The organism is Amycolatopsis sp. NBC_01480, assembly GCF_036227205.1.
Classification (GTDB): Bacteria; Actinomycetota; Actinomycetes; order Mycobacteriales; family Pseudonocardiaceae; genus Amycolatopsis.
On sequence record NZ_CP109442.1, the window covers coordinates 5666927 to 5692819 of the forward strand.

A 25893-nucleotide genomic window follows, 5' to 3' on the forward strand; every position below is an offset into this window, starting at 1 on the left:
ATGTGACATCCGGTTTGAGTGTCACGCTACGGAACCCGAGGAGACACGTCAAATGCTGGATGCGTGTTACAGCACGTCGGCGGTCCAGACGGCCGTCGACCTTGCCAACACCTTGAAGCCGGTCAAGGGCGAGGACGAGCTCGAGACCGTGGAGCAACTGCGGGACTTCCTCGACGGCCATCCCCCGGCCGGAACGGCCGGTCCGCGGCGGCGTCTCACCCGCGCCGACCTGGCGGAAGTCCGCGAGGTGCGTGAGACGGTGCGTGCCGTGCTCGAACGAGCGAGCACCGACGCGGCCGGAGTCGCGGACCTGATCAACGGCGGGCTGCGTCGCAGCCGCGCCACCCCGGCGCTGCGTCACGATCACGACCGTTGGTGGACCGAGGTGACCTCCGACACCGACCGCTGCTCGGCGCACCTGGCCGCGATCACGCTCAGCGCACTGGCCTCGGTGATCGCCACGCTCGGTCCCGCTCGTCTCGGGGTGTGCGCCGGGCCGACCTGCCGGGCCACTTTCGCGGACCTCTCGCGCAACGGCTCGAAGCAGTACTGCACCCGAACCTGCGCGCACCGGGCCAGTGTCGCGGCCTACCGGAGCCGGAACAACCCTCGCTGAGGGTCGGCACCCCGCCGGGCCGGTCGCTGATCATGCCGGCTGACGCTCGTCGCGGCCGCGTGCCGGGCGCTGTTCCGCGTGCCGGAACATGCCGGACCGACGGACCCGGCTTGCTGGCAGCGTCGGTCCTCGGCCCACGTTGTTTCGGCCGTCCGAAGACCGAACCGCAGAGGGAGAGGGACTATGCCAGAGCTGACCGCCGAATGCCGGTCCATGATCGAAGGCCGCAACTTCGCTTACCTGGGCACGATTCGCTCCGACGGCAGCGCTGCGGTGACCCCGGTCTGGGTGGATCTCGCCGGCGACCACGTCGTCGTCAACGGGGTCCCCGGTCGAGCCTGGGCGAAGCACCTGCTTGCGGACCCTCGCGTCACGGTGTGCGTCACCTCGCTGCTGAATCCGTACCAGTGCGTGACCATCACCGGTCGCGTCGTCGCCCACGAGCCCGATGACAACGCCGAGCACTTCGCCAAGCTGGTGACCAAGTACCGCGGCGGCAGGCCGGCGTCGGAGCTGCTGCCCGACGGCCAGCAGCGGCTGATCTTCAAGATCGCGGTCGACCGGTTCGGCTACCGCACCGAGGATCCGCCGGCCGAGACCCGCGACCTCGTGTCGGCGAATCATCAGTAGCCCTCGCCCCCCGGACCTGAGCGGGCGCGCCTTCCGAGGTCGTGCCGCCACCAACTCGATGAGAGGGAAGACATGAGCGCCGACCTCCACCACGCGGTGGCCAAGCCGTCAGGGGCGGAACAGAAGAAGAGGGTGCGGAGAGCGGCTCTCGCGGCTTACCTGGGCGGGACTCTCGAGTACTACGACTTCTACCTCTACGGGACGGCCGCGACCATCGTCTTCCCGAAGATCTTCTTCCCGGCCGGCAATCCCGCCCTCGCCACCATCTCGTCCTTCGCCACGTTGGGTGTCGCCTACGTCGCCCGGCCGTTCGGCGCGATTCTCTGGGGGCACCTGGGCGACCGCATCGGGCGCAAGCGCACCCTGGTGATGACGCTGTCGCTCATGGGCATGTCGACGTTCCTGATCGGGCTGCTGCCGGCCTATGGTCAGGCCGGCACCTGGGCACCCATCCTGCTCGTGCTGATGCGGGTGCTGCAGGGTGTCTCGGCCGGCGGGGAGACCGCGGGCGCGGCATCCGTGGCGATGGAGGAATCGCCGATCGGCAAACGCGCCTTCTACCCGTCGTTCACGATGTCCGGCATCGCCGGCGGTCTCATCCTGTCCGCTGTCGCATTCCTCCCGATCGCTGCCATGAACGAAGCTGATCGGCTTGCCTGGGGCTGGCGGATCCCGTTCCTGGCTTCGGCCCTGGTCCTCGTCGTTGCCTTCCTCGTCCGCCGGACCCTCGCCGAGCCGGTGATCTTCGAGGAGGCGGCGGAGCAGCGCGAGATCCAGAAACTTCCGATCGTGACGATGCTCAAGACCCACCCGAAGCAGCTCGCCCAGGTCGCGCTCATGACACTGTCGAGCGTCCCGCTCATCGTCATGCAGTCGTTCGGACTCTCTTTCGCGGTCCGCGCCGGCATCGCGTCGTCGACGATGCTGTGGGTCACGATCAGTGGGAACGTCCTGTCCTCGATCACGATCCCGCTGATGGCGCTGCTGTCCGACCGGTACGGGCGACGGCCGGTCTTCGCCGGCGGAATTCTCCTCTGCGCCGTCCTGATCTGGCCCTACCTCTCCGCGATCTCGGCGCTGGACGTCCCGCTCGTCTTCGTGGTCGGCATCGTCATCATCGCGGTCGGAAGCGCCATGCCCACCGGGGTGTACCCGGCGTTCTTCGCCGAGCTGTTCAACGTCAAGGTTCGCTACAGCGGCATGTCACTCGGCATGCAGATCGGCTTCGTCGTCGGCGGATTCACGCCGCTGTTCGCGACCACGCTGGTCGGCGGCTCGCTGGACTGGTCGCCCGCGGCCTGGATCGTGTCCATCACCTCCGTGGTCGCCGCCGCCGCGGCGCTGTGGGCCCGGGAGACGAACCGGTCGTCCCTGGAGGACCTCGGCAACCCGATCACCCGGTCGGATCGTCGGCAAGCGCACGTCTGAAAGGACGGAATACCATGACGTTCTTCGCTGCAGAGCCGCATCGAGAGATGGTCCCCGCATGACAGAGATGAAGCTCCTGGCCGAGGGACTGAGCTTCCCGGAGGGCCCGGTCGTGGCGCCGGACGGATCGGTCCTGGTCGTCGAGATCCGGCGCGGGACCGTCACGCGGATCTTCCCCGAGGGGCGGGTGGACCGGATCCTGGACGTCCCGGGCGGCCCGAACGGGGCGGCCGTCGGGCCGGACGGCCGGCTCTACCTCTGCAACAACGGCGGCTTCTCGTGGGCGCGGCGCGACGGGCTCGACCTCGTGACCGGCCGGGCCGACGACTGGATCGGCGGCCGCATCCAGGCTGCGGACCTGGCGACGGGCACGCTGGAGACGCTGTTCACGGAGTGCGACGGCCGGCCGCTGGGGGCGCCCAACGACCTGGTGTTCGACCACGCCGGAGGCATCTACTTCACCGACAACGCCTCGACGTACCCCCGCCACCAGGACCGCGGCGGCCTGTACTACATCTCACCCGGGCTCGACCGCATCACCGAGGTGGGGTTCCCGCTCGGGCACCCCAACGGGGTCGCGCTCTCGCCCGACGGGTCACGGGTCTACGTGGCCGACACGCTGACCTCCGCGATCTGGTACTGGGACGTGGAGTCGCCCGGCGTCCTCGCGCGGGGGCCGCACGACGGCGGCGCGAACTTCCTGTACCGGCTCCCGAACGTCAAGACCTTCGACTCCATCGGCGTCGACGCCGAGGGCAACATCGCCGCCGCGACTCTCGTCGAGGGTTCCGTGGTCGTCATCAGCCCCCGCGGCGAGACCGTCGCCGTGCACGAAGTGCCGGAGCCGGACCCGCTCGTCACCAACGTCGCCTTCGGCGGAGACGACCTGCGCACGGCGTTCGTCACGTCGGGCGCGCGCGGCCGGCTGTACGCCATGGAATGGCACTGCCCCGGGCTCCGGCTCAACTTCACCGAAGTCCGCCTTCCCCCCGACGAGGAGGTTCCTGCGTGACCGCAGGCCGACAGCAGCACGTGACCCCGTTCAAAATCGACATCCCCCAGGACGACCTCGACGACCTGGAGCAGCGGCTGCGGCGCACCCGCTTCGCGCCGGACTTCGGGAACGAGGACTGGCGCTACGGCCACAACGGCGACTACCTCCGTCGGCTGGTGCGGTATTGGATCGACGAGTACGACTGGCGTGACGTCGAGCGGCGGATGAACGAGCTGCCACAGTTCAAGGTCGAGCTCATGGGTGTGCCGCTGCACTTCATCCACGTGAAGGGCACGGGCCCGGACCCGATGCCGCTGCTCCTGCACCACGGCTGGCCGTGGACCTTCTGGGAGCTACGCAAGGTGATCGGGCCGCTCACCGACCCGGCGGCCCACGGCGGCGACCCGGCCGACTCCTTCGACGTCGTGCTGATCTCGCTGCCGGGCTACGGCTTCTCCTCGCCGCTCACCCACACGGGCTGGAACTGGTGGAACACCGCCGACCTGGAGCACGCCCTGATGCGCGACGTCCTGGGCTACGAGCGCTACGCCACCGCCGGCGGCGACTGGGGCGGACTGATCGCGCAGCAGCACGGCCACAAGTACGAGCAGGACGTCATCGGCGTCTACACGCACTTTCCCGCGCAGCTGAGCCATTACCTGCCCAAGCACCCCGACGCCCCGCCCGGGGTTGCCTACGACCCGGTCCTGGGCGTGCCGGCCGAGAGCGAATACAGCGATGACGAAGAAGGCTGGTTCGCCCGCGGCAAGCAGTTCGCCGGGAACGAGAGCGGCTACGGCGCGATCCAGCTGACCAAGCCGCAGACCCTGGCCGCGCTGCTCGCCGACTCCCCGGCGGGCCAGCTCGCCTGGATCACGGACCGGCGCTACATCGGCGGCCTGGCGGAGCGCGGGGCCGGCGTGGCGGCGTTCGAGCGGGCGTGGCCGAAGGAGGACCTCGTTACCACGGCGGCGGTCTACTTCCTGACCAACACCGGTGGCACGTCGTCGCGCTACTACTGGGAGTCCCGCGGAAATCCGTGGACGCCCTCGCACGACCGGTTCCCCGTGGTGGGAGTGCCGACCGCGGTCAGCATCTTCGCTGGCGAGTCCTACAAGCCCCCACGGACCTTCACCGAGAAGTACTTCAACCTCCAGCAGTACCGCGTCCACGACGAAGGCGGCCACCTCGCACCGGCGGAGGTACCCGCGACCTTCGTCGACGACGCCGTGACGTTCTTCCGCACCTTGCGCTGAGCCACGGGGTTGGTCGCCGGTGGCCGCCGCCCACTCGGGCGGCGGCCACCGGCCGTCTCAGCAGCCGGAGCCCGTACGCGCCGGCAGCGATGCCGGGTCGACCATCGGCTCGACGTTGTCGTGGCGCCGGATCCGGCGCAGAGTGCCGGCGAACTGCTGCCACAGCCGCCGGGGGCCCGCCGCCCGGAGAGCGGCCAGCGGCCGGTACTTGCGCAGCGCGACGCGACGCGAGCCCGTCACCTGCAGGGCCAGCTGCTGCGCCGGGGCGCCGAGGCGGCGGTCGAGGTGGTTGACGTGCATCTGTTCGAGTTCCACGGTCGAGAGCGGGGAAAGCACCAGCGCTCCGGCGGCGACGGCGCGCCGGACGAGGTCCTGACCCCGCGCGGTCCGGACGAGCAGCGCGTTCGTCCCGGGCGCCTCCTCGTAAATGGGCTTGCCGTCGCGCAGGATCCAGCCGTCCGGGGCGGACAGGTCGGCGGACTCGCCGACCGCGTCCGGGCAGATCTTGCACCGGAACTGCAGGTCGTAGCGCCAGCTCTGGGCGCCGGTGGTGTGCCACGCCTGCTCGTAGGTCAGGTCGTGCCGGGTGCCGTCGGTGGTCTCCACCCGGGTCGGCCCGGGCCAGCCGTCCCCGCGGTAGCGGAAGACGCTCACCTCATCCGTCTCCACGCCGTGGTGCCGGATGATCTGGAGCGGGACCTTCTCGTTGTGCACGCCCCCGCAGAAGATCGTCAGCAGGTAGCGCACCTGCTGGTCGACCCGCGGGTCGACGCGGCCCAGCGAGCGCACCGCCGAGATGTCGCACGGCTTGGCGAGCACCGCGAACCGCAGCCCCTCGTCGAGCAGCCGTTTGATGTTCACCAGCGGAGCCGCCGGGCCGTAGCGCGACTGGGCACCGCTCAGCGCCGTGTCGGGGTCGGTCGAGACCAGTGCGTCGGTCAGCCACGGGGTCGTCGTCGACGCCCGCACCTGTACCACGGCGTCGATCTCCCCGGTTTCGAGCAGGAACCGGCCCAGCGCGGTGAGCGTGCCGCCCGCCGCGGCGCGGTGGCGCACTGCCTCGTCGCCCGCCCACGACCGGTGCAACGCCCGGACCGGGCCCCAGGCGGCGGTGGTGCGCGCCCCTGCGGGGCGGCCCTCACCGGTGAGCGTGGCGCCGGGGCAGGCGGCGAGGATGCGCTGCTCGGTCGCCGCCGGCAGCGGCCCGAGGAAGGCCGGGCGGGAGTGCCCCGACGCGTTCAAGCCCATCCGGACGGCCTCCCCGCCGGTCAGGCTTGCGCAGAGCCCGCATCCGGTGCAGAGCCCGGACGTGACGACTTCCTGCAGTGTGCGAGGTGCTCCGCGCGAGGTCACGACGTGTCGATCCTTTCTCGGGGTGAACGATCCCGTACCACGATGCGGGGTCGCACCCCCCGGGCGCCGCGCTTCGTTCCGGCGCCCGGAACGAAGCGTGCTCGGTCTTCCGCGCGCTGCCTAGGTTCGACTGTGCGTGCGTCGCGTCCTGACCCGTCCACTGAGGAGCAGTTGGTGCACATCGGAGTCGTCCTCCCGCAGACCGAGATCGGCGCGGACACCGCCGGCATCCGCCGGTACGCCCAGCGCGTCGAAGAGCTCGGCTACCGCCACGTGATGGTCTACGACCACGTCGTCGGTGCCGACCCGGAGGTCCACGCACCGTGGACCGGGGCCTACGACGTGCACACCACCTTCCGTGAACCGATGGTCCTGTTCGGCTACCTCGCCGCGCTGACCGAACTCGAGCTGGTCACCGGAATCCTGGTCCTGCCCCAGCGCCAGACCGCGCTGGTGGCCAAGCAGGCCGCCGAGGTGGACCTGCTCACCGGTGGCCGGTTCCGCCTGGGCGTGGGCGTGGGCTGGAACGCCGTGGAGTACGAGGCGCTGGGCAAGGAGTTCCACAACCGCGGTCGGCGCAGCGACGAGCAGGTGACGCTGCTGCGCAGGCTGTGGACCGAGCGGATCGTCACGTTCGCCGGCGAGCACGAGCGGGTCACCGCGGCCGGGCTCGCCCCGATGCCGATCCAGCGCCCGATCCCGATCTGGTTCGGTGCGCACTCCGCCCCCGCCTACCGCCGGGCCGGACGCCTGGGCGACGGCTGGTTCCCCGAGATGGCGCCGGGCCCCGCGCTCGACGAGGCGATCGCGATCATCGAGAAGTCCGCCCGCGACGCCGGCCGCGACCCCGCGGAGATCGGCATGCACGCCCGGGGCCGCTGGAAGGGCGACCTCGATGGGCTCGTCGCCGAGGTCGAGGCGTGGCGCGACAGGGGAGCGACTCACCTCGCGGTGGACACCATGAAGCAGGGGCTGACCACGGTCGACGAGCACCTCGACGTCCTGGAGCGGGTGGCCAGGGAGCTGCGGCTGGCCGACGCCCCGAGCTGATCCCCCGGCGCACGAAGGAGGGGCCACCCCGGACGCGGGGTGGCCCCTCCTTCGCATGGTGCGCGCTGCCTCCGTCAGGAGGCGGGGGTGAGGCCGGCCGACGCGGCGACTCCCATGCCCGTGATCCATTCCTCGACCGGCTCGTAGGCCACCGTCGCCAGCGGCCTGCCGCCGGTGAACTGGGCCGCGACCCAGGTCCGGACCTCGGCACCGCCCGTGCCGGCCGGTTGCAGCTCGGCCGGGGTAAGGGTCGCCATTGACGACCAGGAGTCACCGGCCATGCGTGCGAGGAAGTCTTCGTCCCAGCCCGGGTTGATCGCCTCGGCGGCCTTGGCGATGTTGTCGGCGATCAGGGCCTGCCGCTCCGCCTCGGAGAGCTTCTTGACCCCGGGGATCAGCGATGGCGGGGCGTGGGAGATGCCGCCCGAGGCGACGACGAGCACCCGCTCGTCGTCGGGCAGCGTGCGCAGGTGGTCTCCGACCGCTCGGCCGAGTGCCGCGGTCCGCTCCAGCGTGGCGAGCGGGGTGCCGACGCAGTTGATGACGATGGGGATCATCGGCACCGCGGCGAGCGAGCCGAACAGGTCCGCCGTCGTCTGCCCGAAGCCGTGGTCCAGCGAGAGGTGCTCCGCGACCGCGATGTCGATCCCCGCGGCGACCAGGTGGTCGGTCAGTGCCTCGGTGCGCTCCGGGGGAACCAGGTAGTCCTCCTTCGGCGTGCCCCAGTCGCCGTAGCCGGTGGCGGTCTCCACCACCGTGAAGCACGGGGCGATACCCGCCAGGGCCCGCATGTGGTCGGGCCCGAAGTACACCAGGAGGGTCGGGTCGAACTCCTGGACGGCCGCGGCCACCCGTTCGAAGCCGGCGCGGAACCGCAGGCCCTCGCGCTTCTCGACGTCCTGGGCCATCTGGGGGCTGTGCGAGGCGCACAGCACTTCAATCGTGGGACCGGTTCCCATGCGTGTCGTCTCCTCGGTCGGTGTGTCGGTCAGGTCAGCAGTCCGCCGTCGACGCCCAGCGACTGGCCGGTGATGCTGTTGGCGTCGGGCGAGAGCAGGAACGCGGTGGCGCCCGCGACGTCGTCGGCCGTCTGCGGCCGGCGCAGCGGCATCCGCGAGGCGAACTCCGCCATCAACGCGTCCGGGTCGTCGACCTGCTGCGCCTCGGCGCTCCAGATGGCGGTTTTGATCACGCCGGGGCAGACGGCGTTGACGCGGACCTGGTCGGGCCCCAGCTCCCGGGCCATCGCGCGGGTCAGGCCGATGACGGCGTGCTTGGACGCGGCGTAGTGCGACCACAGGGGGAACCCGTCGCGGCCCGCGATCGACGAGATGTTGACGATGGCCCCGCCACCCGCCGCCACCAGCAGGGGGGCGACGTGGCGCGACATGAGGAACACGCCCCGGGCGTTGACGGCCTGGACCTGGTCCCAGTCCTCCACCCGCATCTGCAGGAACGGGGTCGCCCGCCCCACTCCGGCGTTGTTCACCAGCCCGTAGAGGCCGCCGAATCGCTCGGCGATCGCGGTCACGGTGCTCTCCACCGCCGCGGGGTCGGCCACGTCGAGCCGCCACGACTCGGCCCGGCCGCCCGCTTCCTCGATCTCCGCGGCGACGCGCTTCGCGCCGTCGGCGTCGACATCGGTCACCGCGACCTGGTACCCGTCACGGCCCAGCCGGGCGGCGATGGCCCGGCCGAGGCCGGTGGCCGCACCGGTGACGATCACACCTTGGTTGCTCATCTCTCCTCTTCCTCTGCAGTCGTCGGGGCGGTTCTCAGGGCCCGACAAGGATCTTGATGTGGTCCGCGCCGTGCTCCAGCAACGCCGTGAAGCCGTCGTCGATCACGTGGCCGAGGTCCGTGCGCCGGGTGACCATCGGCTTGGCCGGGATCTTCCCGGCGGCCAGCAGCGCCAGCGCGCGCGGGAAGTCGCGCTGGTAACCCAGCGACCCGCGGATGTCGCGCTCGTTCATGGTCAGCTCGTTGAGGTCGAACGTCACCGGCTCGCTGTGCAGTCCGACCGTGACGACGACCCCGCCGCGGCGGGTGAGCGCGATCGCCGAGGCGAGTGCGGTGGGTTGGCCCGAGCACTCGACGACGACGTCGTAGCCGCCGGTGGCGCGCAGCTCCGCGTCCTCGTCGTGCTCGCCGGCCGTCGCCGCGTCCGCGAAGGTCCGGTCCGCCCCGAATTCGCGGGCGAGGCCGGTGCGGCGCGCGAGCGGGTCGACGATGGTGATCAGCCCGGCGCCGTGGGCGCGGGCCACCGCCGTCACGCCGAGCCCGACGGCCCCCGCGCCGAGCACCGCGACCGAGTCGCCGATGTCCGGGGTGCCGCGGCGGACGGCGTGCACGGCGACCGCCAGCGGCTCGAGCAGGGCCGCGGCTTCGTCGTCGACGTCGTCGGGAATGCGCACGGCCTGCGCCGGGTCGACGGTGACGTACTCCGCCAGGCCGCCGTCGGCGTTGAAGCCTAGGTAGGCCGCCATGTCACAGAGGTGGTAGTCGCCGCGCCGGCACTGCCGGCAGGCACCGCAGCGCAACTCGGCCTCCAGCGCGACGCGGTCCCCGGCCGCCCATCCGGCGACGGCCGGCCCGACGTCGGCGACCACCCCGACGAACTCGTGCCCCATCGTGATCGGGGGCTCGGCGTGGGTCGCGGGGTGCGGGCCGTCGGCGATGACGACCGGCCCGGCCTGCCACTCCTTGAGGTCGGAACCGCAGATGCCGCACCAGGTCACCTTGACGAGGAGCTCGGCCGGGCCGGGGACCGGCACGGGGACGTCGTCGAGGCGGATGTCGCCGCGTCCGTGCCACCGCAGTGCCTTCATGCCTTCCTCCTCGTGTGCGGAGCGGCGGCCAGCGGGGCCACCCTGCCACGGGTGATCGTGCCCCGCCCGGTATCGGGCGGGGCAGCGTTCGTTCCGGGAACCGGGACGCTCAGTCCTCGACGACGACGCGGGGCCCGCTGCGCGGCTCCACGAAGGCGACCGGCAGGGCGATCAGCGCGGCGATCGCCAGCAGGACGACCATCCAGGTGACGGTGCCGGTCGAGGCCACGATGGACGCGGTGGCCAGCGGCGCGAGGCCGGCCATCACGTAGGCGAGGTTGTAGGACAGCGACACCCCGCTGTAGCGGATCGCGACGGGGAACAGCGCCGCGAGCACCGACCCGCGGGTCGCCTCGATGGCCCCCACCGCGAAGAACACCAGGCAAAAGGCGATGGCCACGGCCACGATGCTGCCGAGCGCCATCAGCGGGAACAGCAGGACCGCAGCCGGGATCTGGAGCACTGCGACGGTGATGAGCACGGTGCGGCGCCTGCGGTCGACCAGGCGCCCGACCGTCAGGAGCGCGATCAGGCCGAACACGTAGCTGAGGTTGAGGATCATGAGGACCGTCCCTCGCGAGGCGCCGGTGCTCTGGATCGCGTAGGTGATCCCGTAGGTGTTGACGACGTAACCGGTCGCCCCGCTCACCAGCACCCACGACATGGCGCGCAGCACCCCGAGCGGGTGTTTGCGCAGGACCGGGATCAGCGGCACCCGCGGCGGCTCGTGCGCCAGCGCCGACTCGAACAGCGGGCTCTCGGTGACGCGCCGCCGCAGGTAGAACCCGAAGACGAGCAGGACGAAGCTCAGCCCGAAGGCGATGCGCCAGCCACCCCCGACGAATCCGCCGGGGTTGACCGCCGAGAGAACCACGAACACGGTGGTCGAGAGGAGCGGGCCCGCCGTGGTGCCGAACGCCGGGGCCGACCCGTAGAGCCCGCGCTTCTCCGGCGGCGCGTGCTCCACGGCCATCAGCGCCGCCCCGCCCCACTCGGCGCCCGCGGCGATGCCTTGGATCGCGCGCAGCAGGACCAGCAGCGCGGGGGCGGCCAGGCCGATCGTCGAGTAGGTCGGCAGGAAGGCGATCAGCAGCGTCGAGAAGCCCATCACCAGGAAGCTCCAGATCATCACCTGCTTGCGGCCGATCCGGTCCCCGAAGTGCCCGGCGACGATGCCGCCCACGGGGCGGAAGAAGAAGCCGATGGCGAACGAGGCGAGCGCGCCGAGCTGGCCCGCGACCGGGTTGGCGGTCGGGAAGAACTGGGGGGCGAAGACCAGCGCCGAGGCGAGGCCGTAGAGCGCGAAGTCGTAGAACTCGATGGTCGTGCCGACCGCGCTCGACAGCACGACGGTGCGCGCCTCCCGGGGGTCGATGCGCGCGACGGGGGTGGATGGCGTACCGGACGTGGCTTCGTCGCCGGTCGTCGTAGGAGTGCTGTCCGTCATCGGTGTCCCTCTACTGTCCTGGGTGCCGTTGGGGCTGGTCCCGTGCGGAGACGGGGTGGCGCACAGGGTGCGACCGCCGAGCCGGGCAGCCCACACATCGGTCCGCTCTGCGGAACGCGCGATGGCGGGCGGACAGTGCTCCAATGATGCTGGTTGCCGGCTCCGCAGGAAAGGGAGATCACCCATGGATCTCGTCGTGAACCACGTCGGCCTGACGGTCGCCGACCTCGACCGCTCGACCGCGTTCTACACCGCGCTCGGGGGCGAGGTCGTCGGCGGTGACCGGTTCGACGGCCCGCACATGGACCGCGGGCTCGGCGTCGAGGGCGTCGATCTGCACGTCCGCATGGTCCGTTTCGGCTCGGTGATCCTCGAGCTGCTCCAGTACGCGGCGCCTCCCGGGCAGCCGTGGACCGGGCGGAACAACGACGTCGGCGCCTCGCACCTCGCCTTCACCGTGGACGACATCCAGGCCGTGCACGCCGCGCTGGTCGCGCAGGGCGTCGAATTCTACTCCGAGCCGATCGAGATCAAGACCGGCGCCTTCGCCGGCGGCTTTTTCGTGTACGCGAAGGATCCCGATGGGGTGACGGTCGAGTTCCTGCAGGCGGGCCCCACGCTCGCGGGCCTGGCCCCGTGACCGCCCTCCCGCTGCGCGCCCGCCGGCCGGCGTCGCTCACCGAGGTCGTGCGTTCCGGGCTCTGCTCGGGCTGCGGCCTGTGCGCGAGCCTCGCCGGCCCCGGGAAGATCACGATGGGGCTCAACATGAAGGGCAACTCGCGCCCGCTCGTGGTCGGCGAGCTCGACGAGCGGACCCACCGCACGATCCTCGACGTCTGCCCCGGCGCCACCCTCACCGGCCCCGGCCGCCCGGCGGGCGCGAAGACCCACCCCGTGTGGGGGCCGATCCGCGAGATCCACCGGGTGTGGTCGGCCGAATCGGAGGTCCGCCACCACGCCGCCGCGGGCGGCACGCTGTCGGGCCTCGGCCGCTACCTGATCGACAGCGGCGAAGTCGACGCGATACTTCACGTGCGCGCGTCGGCGAAGACACCGTGGCTGACGGAGGCGACGGTCTCGCGGAACGCCGACGACGTGTACGGCGGCGCCCAGTCCCGCTACGGGCCTTCGGCGCCGCTGGTCCACGTCAAGCAGCTGCTCGATGGCGGCGAGCGGTTCGCCGTCGTCGCCAAGCCGTGCGACATCTCCGCGGTACGGGCGCTGGCGCGCGTGGACCCGCGGGTGGACCGGCAGGTCCGCTTCCTGCTCACGAACTTCTGCGGCGGGGTGTTCAACGCGCAGGTGGCGCGGGCGATGATCCGCTTCCACGGGGTCGAGGAGTCCGAGGTCGACACCTTCCGCTTCCGCGGGGACGGCTGGCCGGGCCCGCACCGCGTGCAGGCCAAGGACGGGCGGACGTTCGACCTCAGCTACGAGAGCGCCTACAAGGATCGGCCCTGGGGTTACGACATGCAGTTCCGCTGCAAGATCTGCCCCGACGGGGTCGGCGAGTCCGCCGACATCTCGGTGCCCGACGCGTGGATCCTCAAGGACGGCAGGCCCGTCTACGACGAGGCACCCGGGGTCAACGTGGCGGTGGTCCGCACCGAGCGCGGCCGGGATCTGCTCGCCCGCGCGGTCGAGGCCGGCTACCTGGAACTGTCGTCGATCTCGATGACCGAGCTCGAGCAGATGCACGGCAACCACCCGGCCCGCAAGGTCGGCGCTCCCGCGACGTTCACCGCTCTGCGGGTACTGGGTCAGCCCGCGCCGCGGGTGACGGGGTACCGGCCGCTGGCTTCGGTGCTCCGTGCCGGGTGGCGCGTGTCGTGGGGGCAGTTCGCCGGCACCGTCCGCCGGGTTCTGAAGCGCGACAACCGCGAACCGGTCATCTGAGCCGGGGCGTCCTCGCCCCATCGCCGAGGAGGAGTCGGAACCGCATGACGACCCAGGACCACCGGACCGAAGACTGGCGAGCGCTCGGCAAGCGTTTCGGCAACTGGGGCCGGTGGGGTGCCGACGACCAGCTCGGCACCCGCAACCTCATCACCGCCGACCGCGTCAAGGCCGCGTCCGCGCTGGTCCGCCGGGGCGCCGTGTTCGACCTCGGGATCCCCTTCGACGAGGACGGGCCGCAGATCGGCGGCGGGCGCACCAACCCGACCCGGGTCATGTCGGTGGTGGGCGGTGCCGCCGCCGACTACGGCGCCCAGCGGTACAACGACGACTACGTCTTCATGCCGCTGCAGGCCGCGACGCAGTGGGACGCGCTGTCCCACGTCTACTACGACGACCTGCTCTTCAACGGCTTCCCGAGTTCCTCGGTGGACCGTCACGGCGCGCACAAGCTCGGGATCGAGACCCAGTCCAAGGGGATCGTCGGGCGCGGCGTGCTGCTCGACGTGGCCGCCCACCTCGAGGTCGACTGGCTCGCCGCCGACCACGTGATCACCCCGGAGCAGCTCGACGAGGTCGCCGGCCGCCAGGGCGTCGAGGTCGGTGCGGGCGACATCGTGCTCATCCGCACGGGGTGGCGGCGCAAGTTCGTGCGGGAGGGCGACGGGCGCGCGTTCCTCGCCGAGGAACCGGGCATCGGCCTGGAGTGCTGTGCCTACCTGCGAGAGCACGACGTCGCCGCCGTCGCCAGTGACAACTGGGCGGTGGAGGTCGTCCCGTCGCAGCTGGCGGACGAGACCTTCCCCGTGCACATGGTGCTGATCCGCGACATGGGCCTGCTGCTGGGGGAGATGTTCGACCTCGAGGAGCTCGGGGCGGACTGCGCCCGGGACAGGGTCTACGAGTTCTTCCTGTCCGCGCCCGTCCTCAAGTTCACGCACGGCGTCGGGTCGCCGGTCAACCCGCTGGCGATCAAGTAGAGAGGGAAGGCGCTGACAGGGGAGGGGCGAGGTCAGCCGGCCAGACCGTCGAGCGCAAGCAGGTCGAGGTGCCCGGGGATCCGGTACAGGTCGCGGCCCACCCGGGCCGCGGTCTCCTGGAGCGCGAACAGCCCGTCCTTGGGCAGCTCGGTGTCGCTGGAATGCGCGATCGAGATCGCCGCGACCGTTTGACCGCCGACCTGGACCGGGACGGCCAGACAGCGCAAACCGACCGCCGCCTCCTCGTCGTCGCGGGCGAAGCCGCGCTCCCTGATCTGGAGCAGGCACCGGCGCAGCTGGTCGACCGAGGTGATCGACGTCGTGGTCCGGCCGGGGAGGCTACGGCGCTCGCGCAGGACCTCGGCGGTGTCGAGGGAGCCCCACGCCATCAGCACTTTGCCGGCGGCGGTGCAGTGCGCGGGCAGGCGTCCTCCGATCGACGACGGGGACGCCGCGGTCGCCCGGCTCTGCAGCTTCTCGATGTAGAGGACGTCCGCGCCGCACAGCGTGGCCAGGTGCACCGTGTGGCCGTAACGGCGGTTGAGCTCGGTGAGGTGGGGCAGCGCGACGTCGCGCACCGTGGCTTCGCGCGAGCGCGCGCTCACGGCGAACACGCGGGTGCCGACCTGGTAGCGGTGGCCGACCCGCTCGATCGCCCCAACCGACAGCATCTGCTGCAGGATCCGGTGCGTCGTCGTCTTGGGCAGGCCGCTGCGGCGGGTGATGTCGCTCAGGCTCAGTGCCTGCCGCGTCGGTCCGAACGTGTCGAGGACGTCGAAGGCCTTGCTCAGGACCCCGGTGACGTCGTTGTCGATGGCAGTCATGTCCTCTTCCTCTTTCTGTGTCTCAGTCCTGCAGCTCGCGCGGCCGTGCCGCCCTCGCGAGGAGGTCGAGGATCAGCGGGGTCACCGTGGCGGCTCGCTCCAGGAGGAACCAGTGCCCGGTCCCGGCGAAGACGTGTAGGTCCGCGTCGGGAAGCAGTCCGGCCAGCTCCACGCTGTCCCCGAAGGGCACGACGCGGTCCTCGCGACCGGCTACGACGAGCGCCGGCACGGAGAGCGCGCGCAGGTCGTCCCCGGAAGGCCCTGGGCCGGCGGCGGGCAGGCCGGCGAACAGGGACTGCAACGCCTCGTGCGCGCCCGGCGCCGCGCTGTCCCGGTAGCGCTGATCAACCTGTTCAGGGGTTACGGCGGCCGGATCGGTGGCGAAGCACTCCCGCAGCAGCTCCGCCATCGCGGCGCGGTCCGGGTGGTAGGCGCGGATGAGGTCCTGGGCCTGCGACCGCGACGGATGCAGCCGCGCGCTGAACAGGACCAGCCCGCGCACGAGCCCGGGGCGCCGGAGGGCCATGGTGAGCGCGACCCGGGCACCCATGGAGTTGCCGAGCACGACCGCGTCGCCGATCCCGAGCGCGTAAAGGAGCGCGAAGGCCTGCTCGACCCACAGCTCCGGGCCGTAGGCGAGCCCGGCGGGCTTGCCGCTGGCGCCGAAACCCCACAGGTCGGGAGCGACGACGCGGTGGTGCTGTGCCAACGCCGGGACCAGGTGGTCGAAGTTGGCGGCGGCCGTCGTCCCCGGCGCGGTGCCGTGCAGAAGCAGGACCGCCGGGCCCTGGCCGAGGTCGACGTGGGCCGTCGCGGGCCGGGCGCCCACGGAGCTCATGGTGTGGCCACCTGTGTCCGGTCCAGCGCCAGCCGCTCCGCGGCGGTGCGCTCCCAGCGCCGGCGCTCCGGATCGTCCAGCAGCGCCAGCAGCGCCCCGTCGACCATCTCCCGCAGGTCGAGGAACGGCGGGAGCAGGCCGGCGTCGCGCGCCGCGCCGAGGTCGGCGACGGTGTTCTCGTTGGTGAAGGGGAAGACGCAGTCGAGCTGGTCGAACACGGGCCGGTCCAGGCCGGTCGGGCCGCCGCCCACGGTCCGCACCGTCGCCGGCACGCCCGCCACCTCGGCGCAGATCTGCACGAACCCCTCCAGCGACGTGACGCAGCGCGGGGAGGCCACGTTGTAGGCCGTGAAGCCTGGCGTCGTCGTGGTGACGGCCCGGGCCAGCGCGTCGGCCGCGTGGCTGAGGTGGACGTACTGGTGCACGGCCTGCCCGTCCCCGGGCAGCAGGACGGTCGCGCCGTCGAGCAGCCGGTTGAGCACGAACTCCTCGCGCGGGATGAAGTTGCGCGGCCCGAGCACCAGCGGCAGGCGCACCGCGACGGTGCGCAGCGGGGCCGGCCGGGCCGAGCGCAGCTCCTGCTCACACCCGATCTTCTCGACCGCGTACTGCCCCCAGAGGGGGTGTGGCCCGTACGGCGTGTCCTCGGGCCAGGGGAGCAGGGGGGACGGGCGGTAGACGTTCAGCGTCGAGGCGTGCACCAGGTGCGGCACGGAAGGGAGCACGTCGAGCAGCAGAGCGGTCTGCGCCCGCGTGTAAGCGGACAGGTCGAGCACGGCGTCGACGTCGAGAGCGGCCAGCGGCATCAGGTCGGCACGGACCGTGCGGTCGCCCAGCACCTCGCCCACCGGCGTGCTCCACCGCGGGCGGCGGCTGCCCCGGTGGAACACGGTGACCTCGTGCCCGTGTGCCAGCAGCGCCTCCACGGCCGCCACTCCGACGAACCGCGTGCCTCCCATGACGAGAACCCGCATCTGCACCCCTTCCCGGCAGCGTGCTCCACCTCGTGTCCTGGAGGTCGAATCTCGCTCCGGCGGGTGTCCACTGTCCAATACCGGTCAGGGGTGCGCGAGAAGCTGTGCTTCTCAGGTCCCCCTCATGCGGGAGCGGGGAGCTCCCCGTGCAGCGACCTGCAGATCTCGAGGAACTCGGCGACCGGCGTACCACGGGCGTGCGCCAGATAAGCCACCCCGAAGCCCGCGGTGACCCGGTTCCGGAACCGTCGGACCGCCACCCCGGAGGGCCGCAGTTTCAGTGCCCGGTTCCGGTCCATCACGCCGACGCCGGCCCCGGCGGCGATCGCGCGCAGGATGCGCTCGGGATCGGGTTCCCAGGTCGTCGACGACGGCGGTACGCCGCCCCAGAGGCGAGCCTGCACGTCGTCGAAGTAGCCGGGCGCCTGGGCGCGGGGCCAGAAGACGAACGGCAGGCCGCGCAGATCGGTGGGCTCCAGAGCGCGCCGCTTGGCGAGGGGGTGATCCGCGGGGAGGACGGCCACCAACTCGGTCTCGCCGAGGGCGAGCACCTGCACGTCCCCGGGGTCCGCCACCGGCAGGCGGACGAAGGCGACGTCGACCTCGCCGGCTCGCAGCATCACGAGGTTCTGCGTGGTCCAGGCGGTGTCGATCACCAGCCGCACCCGGGGATGGCACTCGGAGAAGCGCGCGATCGCCTCGTCCGGGAGAGCACCGACGACCGAGCGGGTGTGGGCGATGCGCAGTTCGGGCTGCTCCTGCTCCACCGCGTCGCGGACCCGTTGTTCGACGCGGTCGATCTGGCCGAGCAGGGGGACACCCTCCTCCAGCAGGATCTGACCCGCAGCGGTCAGCGTCACCCCGTCGGGCCGGCGGTCGAACAGTTCGGCTCCGAGCTCACCCTCGAGGATCTTGATCTGCTGTGACAGGCCCGGCTGGGCGATGTGCAACCGGGCTGCGGCCCGCCGGAAGTGCCGCTCCTGCGCGAGCACGGCGAAGTACTGCAACCGCCGCAGGTTCATGCGCTCGATGATTGATGATCACCGAGCGATAGTCAACGCTTATCGGGCCGGTGGACGCGCTATTGGACGACTCCGGGGACCCCGGCCGACGATCGGGCGATGCAGCTCACCGCAATCGTCTTCCGGACCCTGTCGTGACGTCGCCCACCGTGGCCGAGGCGCTGGCCGCCGGTCTGGCCCGCCATCACGTCACCACCATCTTCGGGCAGAGCCTGCCGTCGGCGCTGTTCCTCGCCACGCCGCACCACGCGATCCGGCAGGTGGCCTACCGCACCGAGAACGCCGGTGGTGCGATGGCCGACGGCTACGCCCGCGTGAGCGGCCGCATCGGGGTGGTCGCCGCCCAGAACGGGCCCGCGGCGACCCTGCTGGTCCCGCCGCTCGCCGAGGCGATGAAGGCGTCGGTCCCCGTTCTCGCCCTCGTGCAGGAGGTGCCCCGGGCGAACCGCGACCGCAATGCCTTCCAGGAGTTCGACCACGAGGCGCTGTTCGCCTCGTGCGCGAAGTGGGTCCGGCGGCTGGACGATCCGGCGCGCGTCGACGACTACCTCGACATGGCGGTCGCGACGGCCTGCTCCGGGCGGCCCGGCCCGGTCGTGCTGCTGCTGCCGCGGGACGTGCTCACCGCTGCGGTACCGCCGGGGACGACCGCGCGGCGGGCCCGGCTCGGCACCTTCCCGCAGGATCCGACGCGCCCCGCGGCCGAGCCGGTCGCGCGGGCCGCGGAGCTCCTGCGCACCGCGCGCCGGCCCGTGGTCGTCGCCGGGGGCGGGGTGCACCTCTCCGGCGCGAGCGCGGCGCTCGCCCGGCTGCAGGAGCGGGCGTCGCTGCCCGTCGGCACGACCACCATGGGCAAGGGCGCCGTCGACGAGCAGCACCCCCTGTCGCTGGGCATCGTCTCGAACTACATGGGCCGCGGCTCGACGGGCCGGCACGTGCGCCCGGTCGTGCAGGAGGCCGATGTGGTGCTGTTCGTCGGCACCCGCACCAACGAGAACGGCACCGACGCCTGGCGTGCCTTCCCGCCGGGGGCGACCTACGTCCACATCGACGTCGACGCCGCGGAGGTCGGCCGCAACTACGAGTCCGTTCGGCTCGTCGGCGACGCCCGGCTGACCCTCGAAGACCTCTGTGCCGCGCTGGAGGCCGGGGACCTCGCCGCCCGCAAGGCCGCCCGCGTCGACGTCGTCGAGCGGATCGCCGGGGCGCGGCGGGCGGCCGACGCCGATCTCGCCCCGCTGGTCACGGGCGAGTCCGTACCGCTACGGCCTGAGCGGGTCGTGGCCGAGCTCGACGCCGTGCTGCGCGACCACGACGTCGTCCTCGCGGCGGACGCCAGCTACTCGACGATCTGGATGGGCAACCAGCTCCGGGCCCGCCGGGCCGGCCAGCGGTTCCTCGCCCCGCGGGGGCTCGCGGGGCTGGGCTGGGGCGTCCCGCTCGCCCTCGGGGCCCGGGTGGCCCGGCCCGACGCCGTCGTGGTCGCGCTGGTGGGCGACGGCGGTTTCGGCCACGTCTGGTCCGAGCTCGAGACCGCCGTCCGCGAGGACCTGCCGATCGTGGTCGTGCTGCTGAACAACGGCATCCTGGGTTTCCAGAAGCACGTGGAGCTGGTGCAGTTCGGCGCCCACACCAGCGCGACCGACTTCGCCTCGGTCGACCACGCCGCCGTCGCCCGCGCCTGCGGTGCCGACGGGGTGCGGGTGGACACCGTCGCCGACCTGGGTCCCGCGCTCGCCAAGGCCGTGGGGAGTGGCCGGCCGACCCTGGTCGAGGTGCTCTGCGACCCGGACGCCTACCCTCCGATCACGGCGTGGGACGAGGTGGGCGAGCGGGCGATCCGCGGCACGGGGGGCGCCGCGTGACCGGCGGCGCGCGAGACCGGGTGACGGCTGACGGCGTTGTATTGGAACGAGTGTCCGAGCACGCCTGGTGGGCGCAGTGCGAGGGCTACCAGACCACCGCCGTGGTGTCGGGGACGGCGGCGCTCCTGCTCGACCCGCTGAGCGGCGGGCGCGGGCCGCGTGTCCGCGACGCCGTGCGCTCGGTGCTTGGGGCCGACGTCACCGCCGTCGCGTACAGCCATGCCCATCGCGACCACGCCGGCGACGCGGCCGAGCTGGTGGGGACCGCCGGCGGGGAGGTGGCCGTGCTCGCGGCCCGGGACTGCGCCGCCCGGCTCCCGCGCCTGCGGGGGACGGTCGCCCCGACCCGCCTCCTCGACGACGGTGAGGTCGTCGACTTCCACGGCGTCGCGGTCGAGGCACGCGTCGTCGGCGGCCACACCGTCGATTCGACGTGGTTCCGGCTGCCCGACGAGGGCGTCCTGCACCTGATCGACCTCGTCCACCCCGGTCAGGCCGAGTTCGACGGGTTCGGGATGGCCCCCGACCTCGGCGACTACCGCGCGGCGCTGCACCGCGCGCTGGAGGCCGACTGGCAGGTGCTGACGGCCGGGCACGGCCTCCCGGGTACGCGGGCTGACGTGGCGCTCGTCCTTGACTACTTCGCGGACCTGGAAGTGGCGGTCGCCGGTGTGCTGGACGCCCGGCCGCCGGCGGAGTTCGCCGACGCGGCTCCGCACAACTACGGCCGCATCGAGGCCCGGGTGGCGGCGGTGCAGGCGGACGCGGTGGCCGTGCTTACTCCGCGGTGGGGCGGCCTGCCCGGCTTCGGCGACGCGGCACCGTCCCACGTCAAGCGCATGTACTCGCACCTCGTCTGGTTCGGCTGAGCGGGGCCGGGGCGGCGTCAGGGTGCCTTCGGGTAGCTGTACCGGCGCCCGACACCGGCCGCGCCCGAGCGCAGCAGGCGGGCGAGCATCGCGGTGTGGGCGATGGCCACCTCGACGCAGTCGAGGACGGGGACGCCGTCGACCGCGGTGATGTCGTGGGTGCGGGCTACCTCGGACAGGATGCCCTCTGCGGGGACGACGAGATCGGCGCCGGCCTCGGTGGCGCTGCGGCAGGCGCGGACGAAGGCGTCGGGCAGCTCCCCGCCCCCGGCGGTGGCGTCGAGGGCGGCCGACACCGTCGCCTCGTCCGCGGGCACGTCGACCGGCAGGGCCACCACGTAGTGGTCGTCCAGGCCGAGCGCCGTGATCAGGTCCGTCGCCGTGCCCACCTGGTGCTCGTTGAGGCACACCAGGCCCACCCGCCGCGACAGCGACCGCGCGGTGAGCAGGACGCTCTCGGTCATCGACGTCACCGGTACGTCCACCGCGCTACGGGCCTCGCGCAGCAGCGGGGCGACGAACGACCCCATGAGGAACGCGTCGAACCCCCGGCCCGGGGCGGCCTCGACGTTGTCGAGCACCTGGGAGAGCGCCCGGTGGAAGCCGAGCGGGTAGCGCAGCACCTCCATCGGCGCGCGGTCCCCGTACGTTCCCGCCCGCAGGCCGTGCACCTCGACGGTCACACCGGGCGAGCCGGCCGCGGCGACGTGCTGGCGGAGCACGCGGGCGTACCCCGGAACCCGGTCGAGGTCGGTCATCGACTGATACCAGATCCGCATGGGCGCCACGCTAGGGACCGCGGGGATCACCCGGCGGCCGGCGATCCGCAGAGCGGAACGATCGGCCGCGGCGACAGCCGGGTGCGGGGGAGGGTCGCGGTTCGTGCGGGGCCGCCCGGCCCCGGGGAGGAGAACCATGACGACCCGTCCCTACAGCAGCGTGTGGTCCGACTTGGCCCCGCTGCCGTTCTCCCAGGGATACCTGCAGGCGGGCCCGTACCGGACCCGCTACCTGCACGCCGGCGGCGAGGACAAGCCGGTGCTGCTGATGCTGCACGGCATCACCGGGCACGCCGAGGCCTACGTCCGCAACCTCGCCGCGCACGCCGAGCACTTCTCGGTGTGGGCGATCGACTTCATCGGCCACGGGTGGTCGGACAAACCCGATCACCCGCTGGAGATCCCGCACTACCTCGACCAGGTCGAGCACGTCCTCGACGCGCTCGGGGCGCGGAAGGCGTACTTCACCGGCGAGTCGCTGGGCGGGTGGGTCACCGCGAAGTTCGCGCAGACCCGGCCCGGCCGGGTCGACCGGATCGTGCTCAACACCATGGGCGGCACTATGGCCAACCCCCAGGTCATGGAGCGGCTCTACACCCTGTCGATGGAGGCGGCGAAGGACCCGAGCTGGGAGCGGGTGAAGGCCCGGCTGGAGTGGCTGATGGCCGACCCGTCGATGGTCACCGACGACCTGATCCGCACGCGGCAGGCGATCTTCCAGCAGCCGGGGTGGCTCGAGGCGTGCAAGGCGAACATGGCGTTGCAGGACCTCGAGACCCGCAAGCGCAACATGGTCACCGACGACGACTTGCGGGCGATCGCGGCTCCCGCGTTGGTGCTGTGGACCACCAAGGACCCGTCCGGCCCGGTCGACGAGGCACGGCGGATCGCCTCGCTGATCCCGGACGCACAGCTGGCGGTCATGGAAAACTGCGGGCATTGGCCGCAGTACGAGGACACCGCCACCTTCAACGGGATCCACCTCGACTTCCTGCTCGCCCGGTGACGTCTACTCGTTGACCGGCACCTTCGGCGGATGAGCCGTTCCGGGGGTCGGAACACTGCGGTTCCACCGGGTGAACGTCCGGGCAGGGTGGCGTCATGACCGGTTCGATCCTCACCGACCAGATCGCCAAAGCGGCTCAGCGTCTGCAGGAGGCACAGCGGTCGCGGACCCCGTGCCCACCCGTGCGCGAGCACCTGAGCGATCACGGCGTGGCCACGGGGTACGCCGTGCAATCGGTGCTCACCCGCGCCCGGCTCGACGAGGGACGCCGGGTGGTCGGGCGCAAGGTGGGCCTGACCTCTCCCGCTGTCCAGGCCCAGCTCGGGGTCGATCGGCCGGACTTCGGCGTGCTGTTCGACGACATGGCCTGCGCGCCGGACCACCCGATCGACATCGGGCGGCTGCTGCAGCCGCGGATCGAGGCCGAGATCGCGTTCGTGCTGGCCGGGGACCTCGACCGGGACGACCTGGACGAAAACACCGTGCGCGCGGCGGTGGCGGAAGTGGCGCCCGCGTTGGAGATCGTCGACAGCCGGATCACCGGTTGGGACATCACCTTCGTCGACACCGTGGCCGACAACGCCTCCAGCGGGCTGTTCGTCCTCGGGGACGACCGCCACCCGCTGGGCGACCGGGATCTGCGCGAGGTCGCGATGACCCTTGACGACGGCTCCGGCGTCGTCAGCTCCGGGAGCAGCGCCGCCTGCCTCGGCGACCCCGTCTCCGCGCTGCTCTGGCTCGCCCGGACCGCGTACGAACTCGGCGACCCGCTGCGCGCCGGCGAGGTCGTCCTGTCCGGGGCGCTGGGGCCGATGGTCCCGGTGCGGCCGGGGTCGCGGTTCATCGCCACCCTCACCGGCCTGGGCACCGTTCGCGCCGCGTTCACCGATCCGACAGGAGCCACGGAATGACCGCCTCCACAGCGACCGCGACGACCGCCCGCTGGGGCGACCCGGCCGAGACCCAGGTCGCGATCATCGGGTCGGGCAACATCGGCACGGACCTGATGATGAAGATCATCCGGCTGTCCGGCACTCTGCAGGTCGCCGCACTGGTCGGGATCGACGCCGACTCCGACGGTCTGGCCCGGGCGCGGCGCCTCGGTGTCCCCACCACCGCCGAGGGGGTCGGAGGGCTGATCGCCCTGCCGCACTTCGAGAAGATCGCGGTGGTGTTCGACGCGACCTCGGCCGGGGCGCACCAGGCGAACGCGAAGGCGCTGGAGCCCTACGGCAAGGTCCTGATCGACCTGACCCCGGCCGCGATCGGGCCGTTCGTCGTGCCGACGGTGAACCTCGACAGCCACCGCGAGGCTCGCAACGTCAACATGGTGACCTGCGGCGGTCAGGCCACGATCCCGATCGTCGCCGCGATTTCCGCGGTCGCCCCGGTGGCCTATGCCGAGATCGTCGCGTCGATCGCGTCGCGGTCCGCCGGTCCGGGCACTCGGGCCAACATCGACGAGTTCACCGAGACCACCGCCCGGGCGATCGAAGAAGTCGGGGGCGCCGAGCGCGGCAAGGCGATCATCGTCCTGAACCCGGCGGACCCGCCGATGATCATGCGCGACACGGTGTTCTGCCTGGTCGGGGACGCCGACCCGGCCGCCATCCGGGCCAGTGTCGAGGCGATGGCCGGGCAAGTCGCCGGGTACGTGCCCGGCTACCGGCTCAAGCAGGAGGTCCAGGTCGACCCGGTGGCCGACGACGAGCCGCTCGCCACGCTCGTCGGCCCCGGCGTTCGGCCGCGGTGGAAGGTGTCGGTGTTCCTGCAGGTCGAAGGCGCCGCTCACTACCTGCCCGCCTACGCGGGCAACCTCGACATCATGACCTCGGCCGCGCTGCGCACCGCCGAGGAGCTCGTCCGCCACGCCGGAACTGGCCAGGCCGCGGAGGCCCTGCGATGACCAACGCCGCCCCCCGCCTCTACCTCCAAGACGTCACCCTGCGGGACGGCATGCACGCCGTACGCCACCGCATGCGCCCGTCCGACGTCCGCCGGATCGCCGCCGCGGTCGATGCCGCCGGCGTCGACGCGATCGAAGTCGCCCACGGCGACGGCCTGGCCGGGGCCAGCCTCACCTACGGGCCCGGCAGCAACACCGACTGGGAGTGGATCACCGCCGCCGCCGAGGTCCTCCAGCACGCCGTGCTGACGACGCTGCTGCTGCCCGGGATCGGGACGTTGCACGAGCTGCGGAAGGCCCACGACCTCGGGGTCCGGTCGGTCCGGGTGGCCACCCATGCCACCGAGGCCGACATCGCGGCCCAGCACATCGGCGCCGCCCGCGAGCTGGGCATGGACGTCTCGGGCTTTCTGATGATGTCGCACATGGCCCCCGCCGCCGAGCTGGCCGCGCAGGCGAAGCTGATGGAGCAGGCGGGCGCGCAGTGCGTGTATGTCACCGACTCCGGCGGCCGGCTGACGATGGGCGACGTCCGCGACCGGGTCCGCGCCTACCGCGACGTCCTCGACCCGGACACGCAGATCGGGATCCACGCCCACGAGAACCTGTCGCTGTCGGTGGCCAACTCCGTCGTCGCCGTCGAGGAAGGCGTCATTCGTGTCGACGCGTCGTTGGCCGGGCATGGCGCGGGTGCCGGCAACTGCCCGATCGAAGCCTTCGTCGCTGTCGCGGACCTGCTCGGCTGGAAGCACGGCGCCGACCTGTTCGCCCTGCAGGACGCCGCCGACGACATCGTCCGGCCGCTGCAGGACCGCCCCGTGCGAGTCGACCGCGAGACGCTCAGCCTGGGCTACGCCGGGGTCTACTCCAGCTTCCTGCGCCACGCCGAGCGCGCCGCAGCCGAACACGGCCTCGACACCCGCACGATCCTCGTCGAGGTCGGGCGACGCGGACTCGTGGGCGGCCAGGAGGACATGATCACCGACATCGCCCTCGACCTGACGCGGGCCAGGACCTGACGGACGGCCGTTTGTCCGGGACGGACGAGGCCATCCATCTCTACAAGCTCGGCTGGTCCTTGGCGCGAGTCGGTGATCACGTGGGTGTCAACCACGCCACTGTGCTGAACAAGCTGCGCGAACGAGGCATCCCCACCCGAGACACACCCACGGGTGACCCTGCGCCGAAGCAGGTGGAACTCGATGACCCGGCCTGCGGCTATGTCCACTCGGTCAGTTTGGATGCGGCTTCTGTCGTTCACGTCGTAACGGTGGCCATCGGAGTTGTCGTCGGCCTGACCTTGTGTTCGGCTTCGGCAACGTCCTTAACCTC

25 protein-coding genes are annotated in these 25893 nt (G+C 72.0%); 15 read left to right on the top strand and 10 right to left on the bottom strand.

Features of this window, described 5'->3' with window-relative positions; translation table 11 throughout:
• The first annotated feature begins 52 nt into the window (after positions 1 to 52).
• The 5 genes from OG371_RS27140 (at position 53) to OG371_RS27160 (ending at position 4924) form a co-directional block, all read left to right on the top strand.
• Positions 53 to 616 carry a CGNR zinc finger domain-containing protein gene (locus OG371_RS27140; RefSeq protein WP_329058013.1) on the top strand — a complete coding sequence of 188 codons (564 nt, stop codon included), beginning with the start codon at positions 53 to 55 and terminating at the stop codon, positions 614 to 616.
• A gap of 183 nt (positions 617 to 799) precedes the next feature.
• Complete coding sequence (locus OG371_RS27145; protein WP_329058015.1) at positions 800 to 1246, top strand: TIGR03618 family F420-dependent PPOX class oxidoreductase; 447 nt, start codon at positions 800 to 802, stop codon at positions 1244 to 1246.
• A 132-nt stretch (positions 1247 to 1378) separates the two neighbouring features.
• Positions 1379 to 2674, top strand: a complete 1296-nt coding sequence (locus OG371_RS27150; protein WP_329058017.1) for an MFS transporter — start codon at positions 1379 to 1381, stop codon at positions 2672 to 2674.
• 58 nt (positions 2675 to 2732) lie between these two features.
• Complete coding sequence (locus OG371_RS27155; RefSeq protein ID WP_329058019.1) at positions 2733 to 3686, top strand: SMP-30/gluconolactonase/LRE family protein; 954 nt, start codon at positions 2733 to 2735, stop codon at positions 3684 to 3686.
• Complete coding sequence (locus tag OG371_RS27160) at positions 3683 to 4924, top strand: epoxide hydrolase family protein (RefSeq protein WP_329058021.1); 1242 nt, start codon at positions 3683 to 3685, stop codon at positions 4922 to 4924. Before OG371_RS27155 ends, OG371_RS27160 begins: the two co-directional genes overlap by 4 nt.
• Positions 4925 to 4981: 57 nt before the next feature.
• On the opposite strand, the gene OG371_RS27165 is transcribed toward OG371_RS27160, so the two are convergent.
• Positions 4982 to 6172 (bottom strand): Coenzyme F420 hydrogenase/dehydrogenase, beta subunit C-terminal domain, encoded by a 1191-nt coding sequence (locus tag OG371_RS27165; RefSeq protein WP_329058023.1) that lies wholly within the window; start codon positions 6170 to 6172, stop codon positions 4982 to 4984.
• A 279-nt stretch (positions 6173 to 6451) separates the two neighbouring features.
• Between OG371_RS27165 and OG371_RS27170 the strand changes: the two genes are divergently transcribed.
• Positions 6452 to 7327, top strand: coding sequence for an LLM class F420-dependent oxidoreductase (locus OG371_RS27170; protein WP_329058025.1), 876 nt, complete (start codon positions 6452 to 6454; stop codon positions 7325 to 7327).
• A gap of 74 nt (positions 7328 to 7401) precedes the next feature.
• Here the strand turns inward: OG371_RS27170 and OG371_RS27175 are convergent, their stop codons facing one another.
• The 4 genes from OG371_RS27175 to OG371_RS27190 all read right to left on the bottom strand — a co-directional run bounded on the left by OG371_RS27175 (position 7402) and on the right by OG371_RS27190 (position 11602).
• Complete coding sequence (locus tag OG371_RS27175) at positions 7402 to 8286, bottom strand: hypothetical protein (RefSeq protein WP_329058027.1); 885 nt, start codon at positions 8284 to 8286, stop codon at positions 7402 to 7404.
• A 29-nt stretch (positions 8287 to 8315) separates the two neighbouring features.
• Entirely contained in the window at positions 8316 to 9068 is a 753-nt protein-coding gene (locus OG371_RS27180) for an SDR family NAD(P)-dependent oxidoreductase (RefSeq protein ID WP_329058029.1), read from the bottom strand.
• Positions 9069 to 9102: 34 nt separating this feature from the next.
• On the bottom strand, positions 9103 to 10155 hold the full coding sequence (locus OG371_RS27185) for a 2,3-butanediol dehydrogenase (RefSeq protein WP_329058031.1): 1053 nt from the start codon (positions 10153 to 10155) through the stop codon (positions 9103 to 9105).
• A 109-nt stretch (positions 10156 to 10264) separates the two neighbouring features.
• Positions 10265 to 11602 (bottom strand): MFS transporter, encoded by a 1338-nt coding sequence (locus tag OG371_RS27190; protein WP_329058033.1) that lies wholly within the window; start codon positions 11600 to 11602, stop codon positions 10265 to 10267.
• A 184-nt stretch (positions 11603 to 11786) separates the two neighbouring features.
• Between OG371_RS27190 and OG371_RS27195 the strand changes: the two genes are divergently transcribed.
• From OG371_RS27195 to OG371_RS27205, 3 genes are read left to right on the top strand one after another with little or no spacing between them, the layout of a single operon-like run.
• Positions 11787 to 12242: a VOC family protein gene (locus OG371_RS27195; protein WP_329058035.1), complete on the top strand. Its 456-nt coding sequence runs from the start codon at positions 11787 to 11789 to the stop codon at positions 12240 to 12242.
• Entirely contained in the window at positions 12239 to 13498 is a 1260-nt protein-coding gene (locus OG371_RS27200; protein ID WP_329058037.1) for a Coenzyme F420 hydrogenase/dehydrogenase, beta subunit C-terminal domain, read from the top strand. Before OG371_RS27195 ends, OG371_RS27200 begins: the two co-directional genes overlap by 4 nt.
• A gap of 44 nt (positions 13499 to 13542) precedes the next feature.
• Positions 13543 to 14478, top strand: coding sequence for a cyclase family protein (locus OG371_RS27205; protein ID WP_329058040.1), 936 nt, complete (start codon positions 13543 to 13545; stop codon positions 14476 to 14478).
• Positions 14479 to 14510: 32 nt separating this feature from the next.
• On the opposite strand, the gene OG371_RS27210 is transcribed toward OG371_RS27205, so the two are convergent.
• From OG371_RS27210 to OG371_RS27225, 4 genes are all read right to left on the bottom strand, one after another.
• The gene (locus OG371_RS27210) at positions 14511 to 15302 is read right to left on the bottom strand and encodes an IclR family transcriptional regulator (RefSeq protein WP_329058042.1); all 792 of its coding nucleotides are present in this window, start codon (positions 15300 to 15302) and stop codon (positions 14511 to 14513) included.
• A 22-nt stretch (positions 15303 to 15324) separates the two neighbouring features.
• Positions 15325 to 16140 (bottom strand): alpha/beta fold hydrolase, encoded by an 816-nt coding sequence (locus OG371_RS27215; RefSeq protein ID WP_329058044.1) that lies wholly within the window; start codon positions 16138 to 16140, stop codon positions 15325 to 15327.
• Complete coding sequence (locus tag OG371_RS27220; protein WP_329058045.1) at positions 16137 to 17114, bottom strand: NAD-dependent epimerase/dehydratase family protein; 978 nt, start codon at positions 17112 to 17114, stop codon at positions 16137 to 16139. The genes OG371_RS27215 and OG371_RS27220 overlap by 4 nt, the downstream gene beginning before the upstream one ends.
• 122 nt (positions 17115 to 17236) lie before the next feature.
• On the bottom strand, positions 17237 to 18136 hold the full coding sequence (locus OG371_RS27225; protein WP_329058046.1) for a LysR family transcriptional regulator: 900 nt from the start codon (positions 18134 to 18136) through the stop codon (positions 17237 to 17239).
• A gap of 134 nt (positions 18137 to 18270) precedes the next feature.
• On the opposite strand from OG371_RS27225, the gene OG371_RS27230 reads away from it, so the two are divergent.
• Together OG371_RS27230 and OG371_RS27235 are read left to right on the top strand one after the other, a co-directional pair.
• Positions 18271 to 20001 (top strand): acetolactate synthase catalytic subunit, encoded by a 1731-nt coding sequence (locus tag OG371_RS27230; protein ID WP_329058047.1) that lies wholly within the window; start codon positions 18271 to 18273, stop codon positions 19999 to 20001.
• Positions 20002 to 20051: 50 nt separating this feature from the next.
• Complete coding sequence (locus OG371_RS27235) at positions 20052 to 20870, top strand: MBL fold metallo-hydrolase (protein WP_329058048.1); 819 nt, start codon at positions 20052 to 20054, stop codon at positions 20868 to 20870.
• Between the two features lie 17 nt (positions 20871 to 20887).
• Here OG371_RS27235 and OG371_RS27240 read toward each other — a convergent pair whose 3' ends face one another.
• Entirely contained in the window at positions 20888 to 21649 is a 762-nt protein-coding gene (locus OG371_RS27240; protein WP_329058050.1) for an aspartate/glutamate racemase family protein, read from the bottom strand.
• A 136-nt stretch (positions 21650 to 21785) separates the two neighbouring features.
• On the opposite strand from OG371_RS27240, the gene OG371_RS27245 reads away from it, so the two are divergent.
• The 4 genes from OG371_RS27245 to dmpG all read left to right on the top strand — a co-directional run bounded on the left by OG371_RS27245 (position 21786) and on the right by dmpG (position 25580).
• Complete coding sequence (locus OG371_RS27245; RefSeq protein WP_329058051.1) at positions 21786 to 22655, top strand: alpha/beta fold hydrolase; 870 nt, start codon at positions 21786 to 21788, stop codon at positions 22653 to 22655.
• A gap of 95 nt (positions 22656 to 22750) precedes the next feature.
• Positions 22751 to 23566, top strand: coding sequence for a 2-keto-4-pentenoate hydratase (locus OG371_RS27250; protein ID WP_329058052.1), 816 nt, complete (start codon positions 22751 to 22753; stop codon positions 23564 to 23566).
• On the top strand, positions 23563 to 24561 hold the full coding sequence (locus OG371_RS27255; RefSeq protein ID WP_329058054.1) for an acetaldehyde dehydrogenase (acetylating): 999 nt from the start codon (positions 23563 to 23565) through the stop codon (positions 24559 to 24561). Before OG371_RS27250 ends, OG371_RS27255 begins: the two co-directional genes overlap by 4 nt.
• Positions 24558 to 25580: a 4-hydroxy-2-oxovalerate aldolase gene (gene dmpG / locus OG371_RS27260; RefSeq protein ID WP_329058055.1), complete on the top strand. Its 1023-nt coding sequence runs from the start codon at positions 24558 to 24560 to the stop codon at positions 25578 to 25580. The genes OG371_RS27255 and dmpG overlap by 4 nt, the downstream gene beginning before the upstream one ends.
• The last annotated feature ends 313 nt before the right edge of the window (positions 25581 to 25893 follow it).

What these genes read in the sequence shown, in the direction of transcription:
- OG371_RS27195 (WP_329058035.1), top strand. Translation starts at nt 11,787, where the DNA reads ATGGATCTCGTCGTGAACCACGTCGGCCTGACGGTCGCCGACCTCGAC.
- OG371_RS27155 (WP_329058019.1), top strand. Translation starts at nt 2,733, where the DNA reads ATGACAGAGATGAAGCTCCTGGCCGAGGGACTGAGCTTCCCGGAGGGC.
- OG371_RS27190 (WP_329058033.1), bottom strand. Translation starts at nt 11,602, where the DNA reads ATGACGGACAGCACTCCTACGACGACCGGCGACGAAGCCACGTCCGGT.
- OG371_RS27145 (WP_329058015.1), top strand. Translation starts at nt 800, where the DNA reads ATGCCAGAGCTGACCGCCGAATGCCGGTCCATGATCGAAGGCCGCAAC.
- OG371_RS27180 (WP_329058029.1), bottom strand. Translation starts at nt 9,068, where the DNA reads ATGAGCAACCAAGGTGTGATCGTCACCGGTGCGGCCACCGGCCTCGGC.
- OG371_RS27140 (WP_329058013.1), top strand. Translation starts at nt 53, where the DNA reads ATGCTGGATGCGTGTTACAGCACGTCGGCGGTCCAGACGGCCGTCGAC.
- OG371_RS27165 (WP_329058023.1), bottom strand. Translation starts at nt 6,172, where the DNA reads ATGGGCTTGAACGCGTCGGGGCACTCCCGCCCGGCCTTCCTCGGGCCG.
- OG371_RS27210 (WP_329058042.1), bottom strand. Translation starts at nt 15,302, where the DNA reads ATGACTGCCATCGACAACGACGTCACCGGGGTCCTGAGCAAGGCCTTC.
- OG371_RS27245 (WP_329058051.1), top strand. Translation starts at nt 21,786, where the DNA reads ATGACGACCCGTCCCTACAGCAGCGTGTGGTCCGACTTGGCCCCGCTG.
- OG371_RS27215 (WP_329058044.1), bottom strand. Translation starts at nt 16,140, where the DNA reads ATGAGCTCCGTGGGCGCCCGGCCCGCGACGGCCCACGTCGACCTCGGC.
- OG371_RS27240 (WP_329058050.1), bottom strand. Translation starts at nt 21,649, where the DNA reads ATGCGGATCTGGTATCAGTCGATGACCGACCTCGACCGGGTTCCGGGG.
- OG371_RS27255 (WP_329058054.1), top strand. Translation starts at nt 23,563, where the DNA reads ATGACCGCCTCCACAGCGACCGCGACGACCGCCCGCTGGGGCGACCCG.
- OG371_RS27185 (WP_329058031.1), bottom strand. Translation starts at nt 10,155, where the DNA reads ATGAAGGCACTGCGGTGGCACGGACGCGGCGACATCCGCCTCGACGAC.
- OG371_RS27250 (WP_329058052.1), top strand. Translation starts at nt 22,751, where the DNA reads ATGACCGGTTCGATCCTCACCGACCAGATCGCCAAAGCGGCTCAGCGT.
- dmpG (WP_329058055.1), top strand. Translation starts at nt 24,558, where the DNA reads ATGACCAACGCCGCCCCCCGCCTCTACCTCCAAGACGTCACCCTGCGG.
- OG371_RS27220 (WP_329058045.1), bottom strand. Translation starts at nt 17,114, where the DNA reads ATGCGGGTTCTCGTCATGGGAGGCACGCGGTTCGTCGGAGTGGCGGCC.
- OG371_RS27175 (WP_329058027.1), bottom strand. Translation starts at nt 8,286, where the DNA reads ATGGGAACCGGTCCCACGATTGAAGTGCTGTGCGCCTCGCACAGCCCC.
- OG371_RS27225 (WP_329058046.1), bottom strand. Translation starts at nt 18,136, where the DNA reads ATGAACCTGCGGCGGTTGCAGTACTTCGCCGTGCTCGCGCAGGAGCGG.
- OG371_RS27205 (WP_329058040.1), top strand. Translation starts at nt 13,543, where the DNA reads ATGACGACCCAGGACCACCGGACCGAAGACTGGCGAGCGCTCGGCAAG.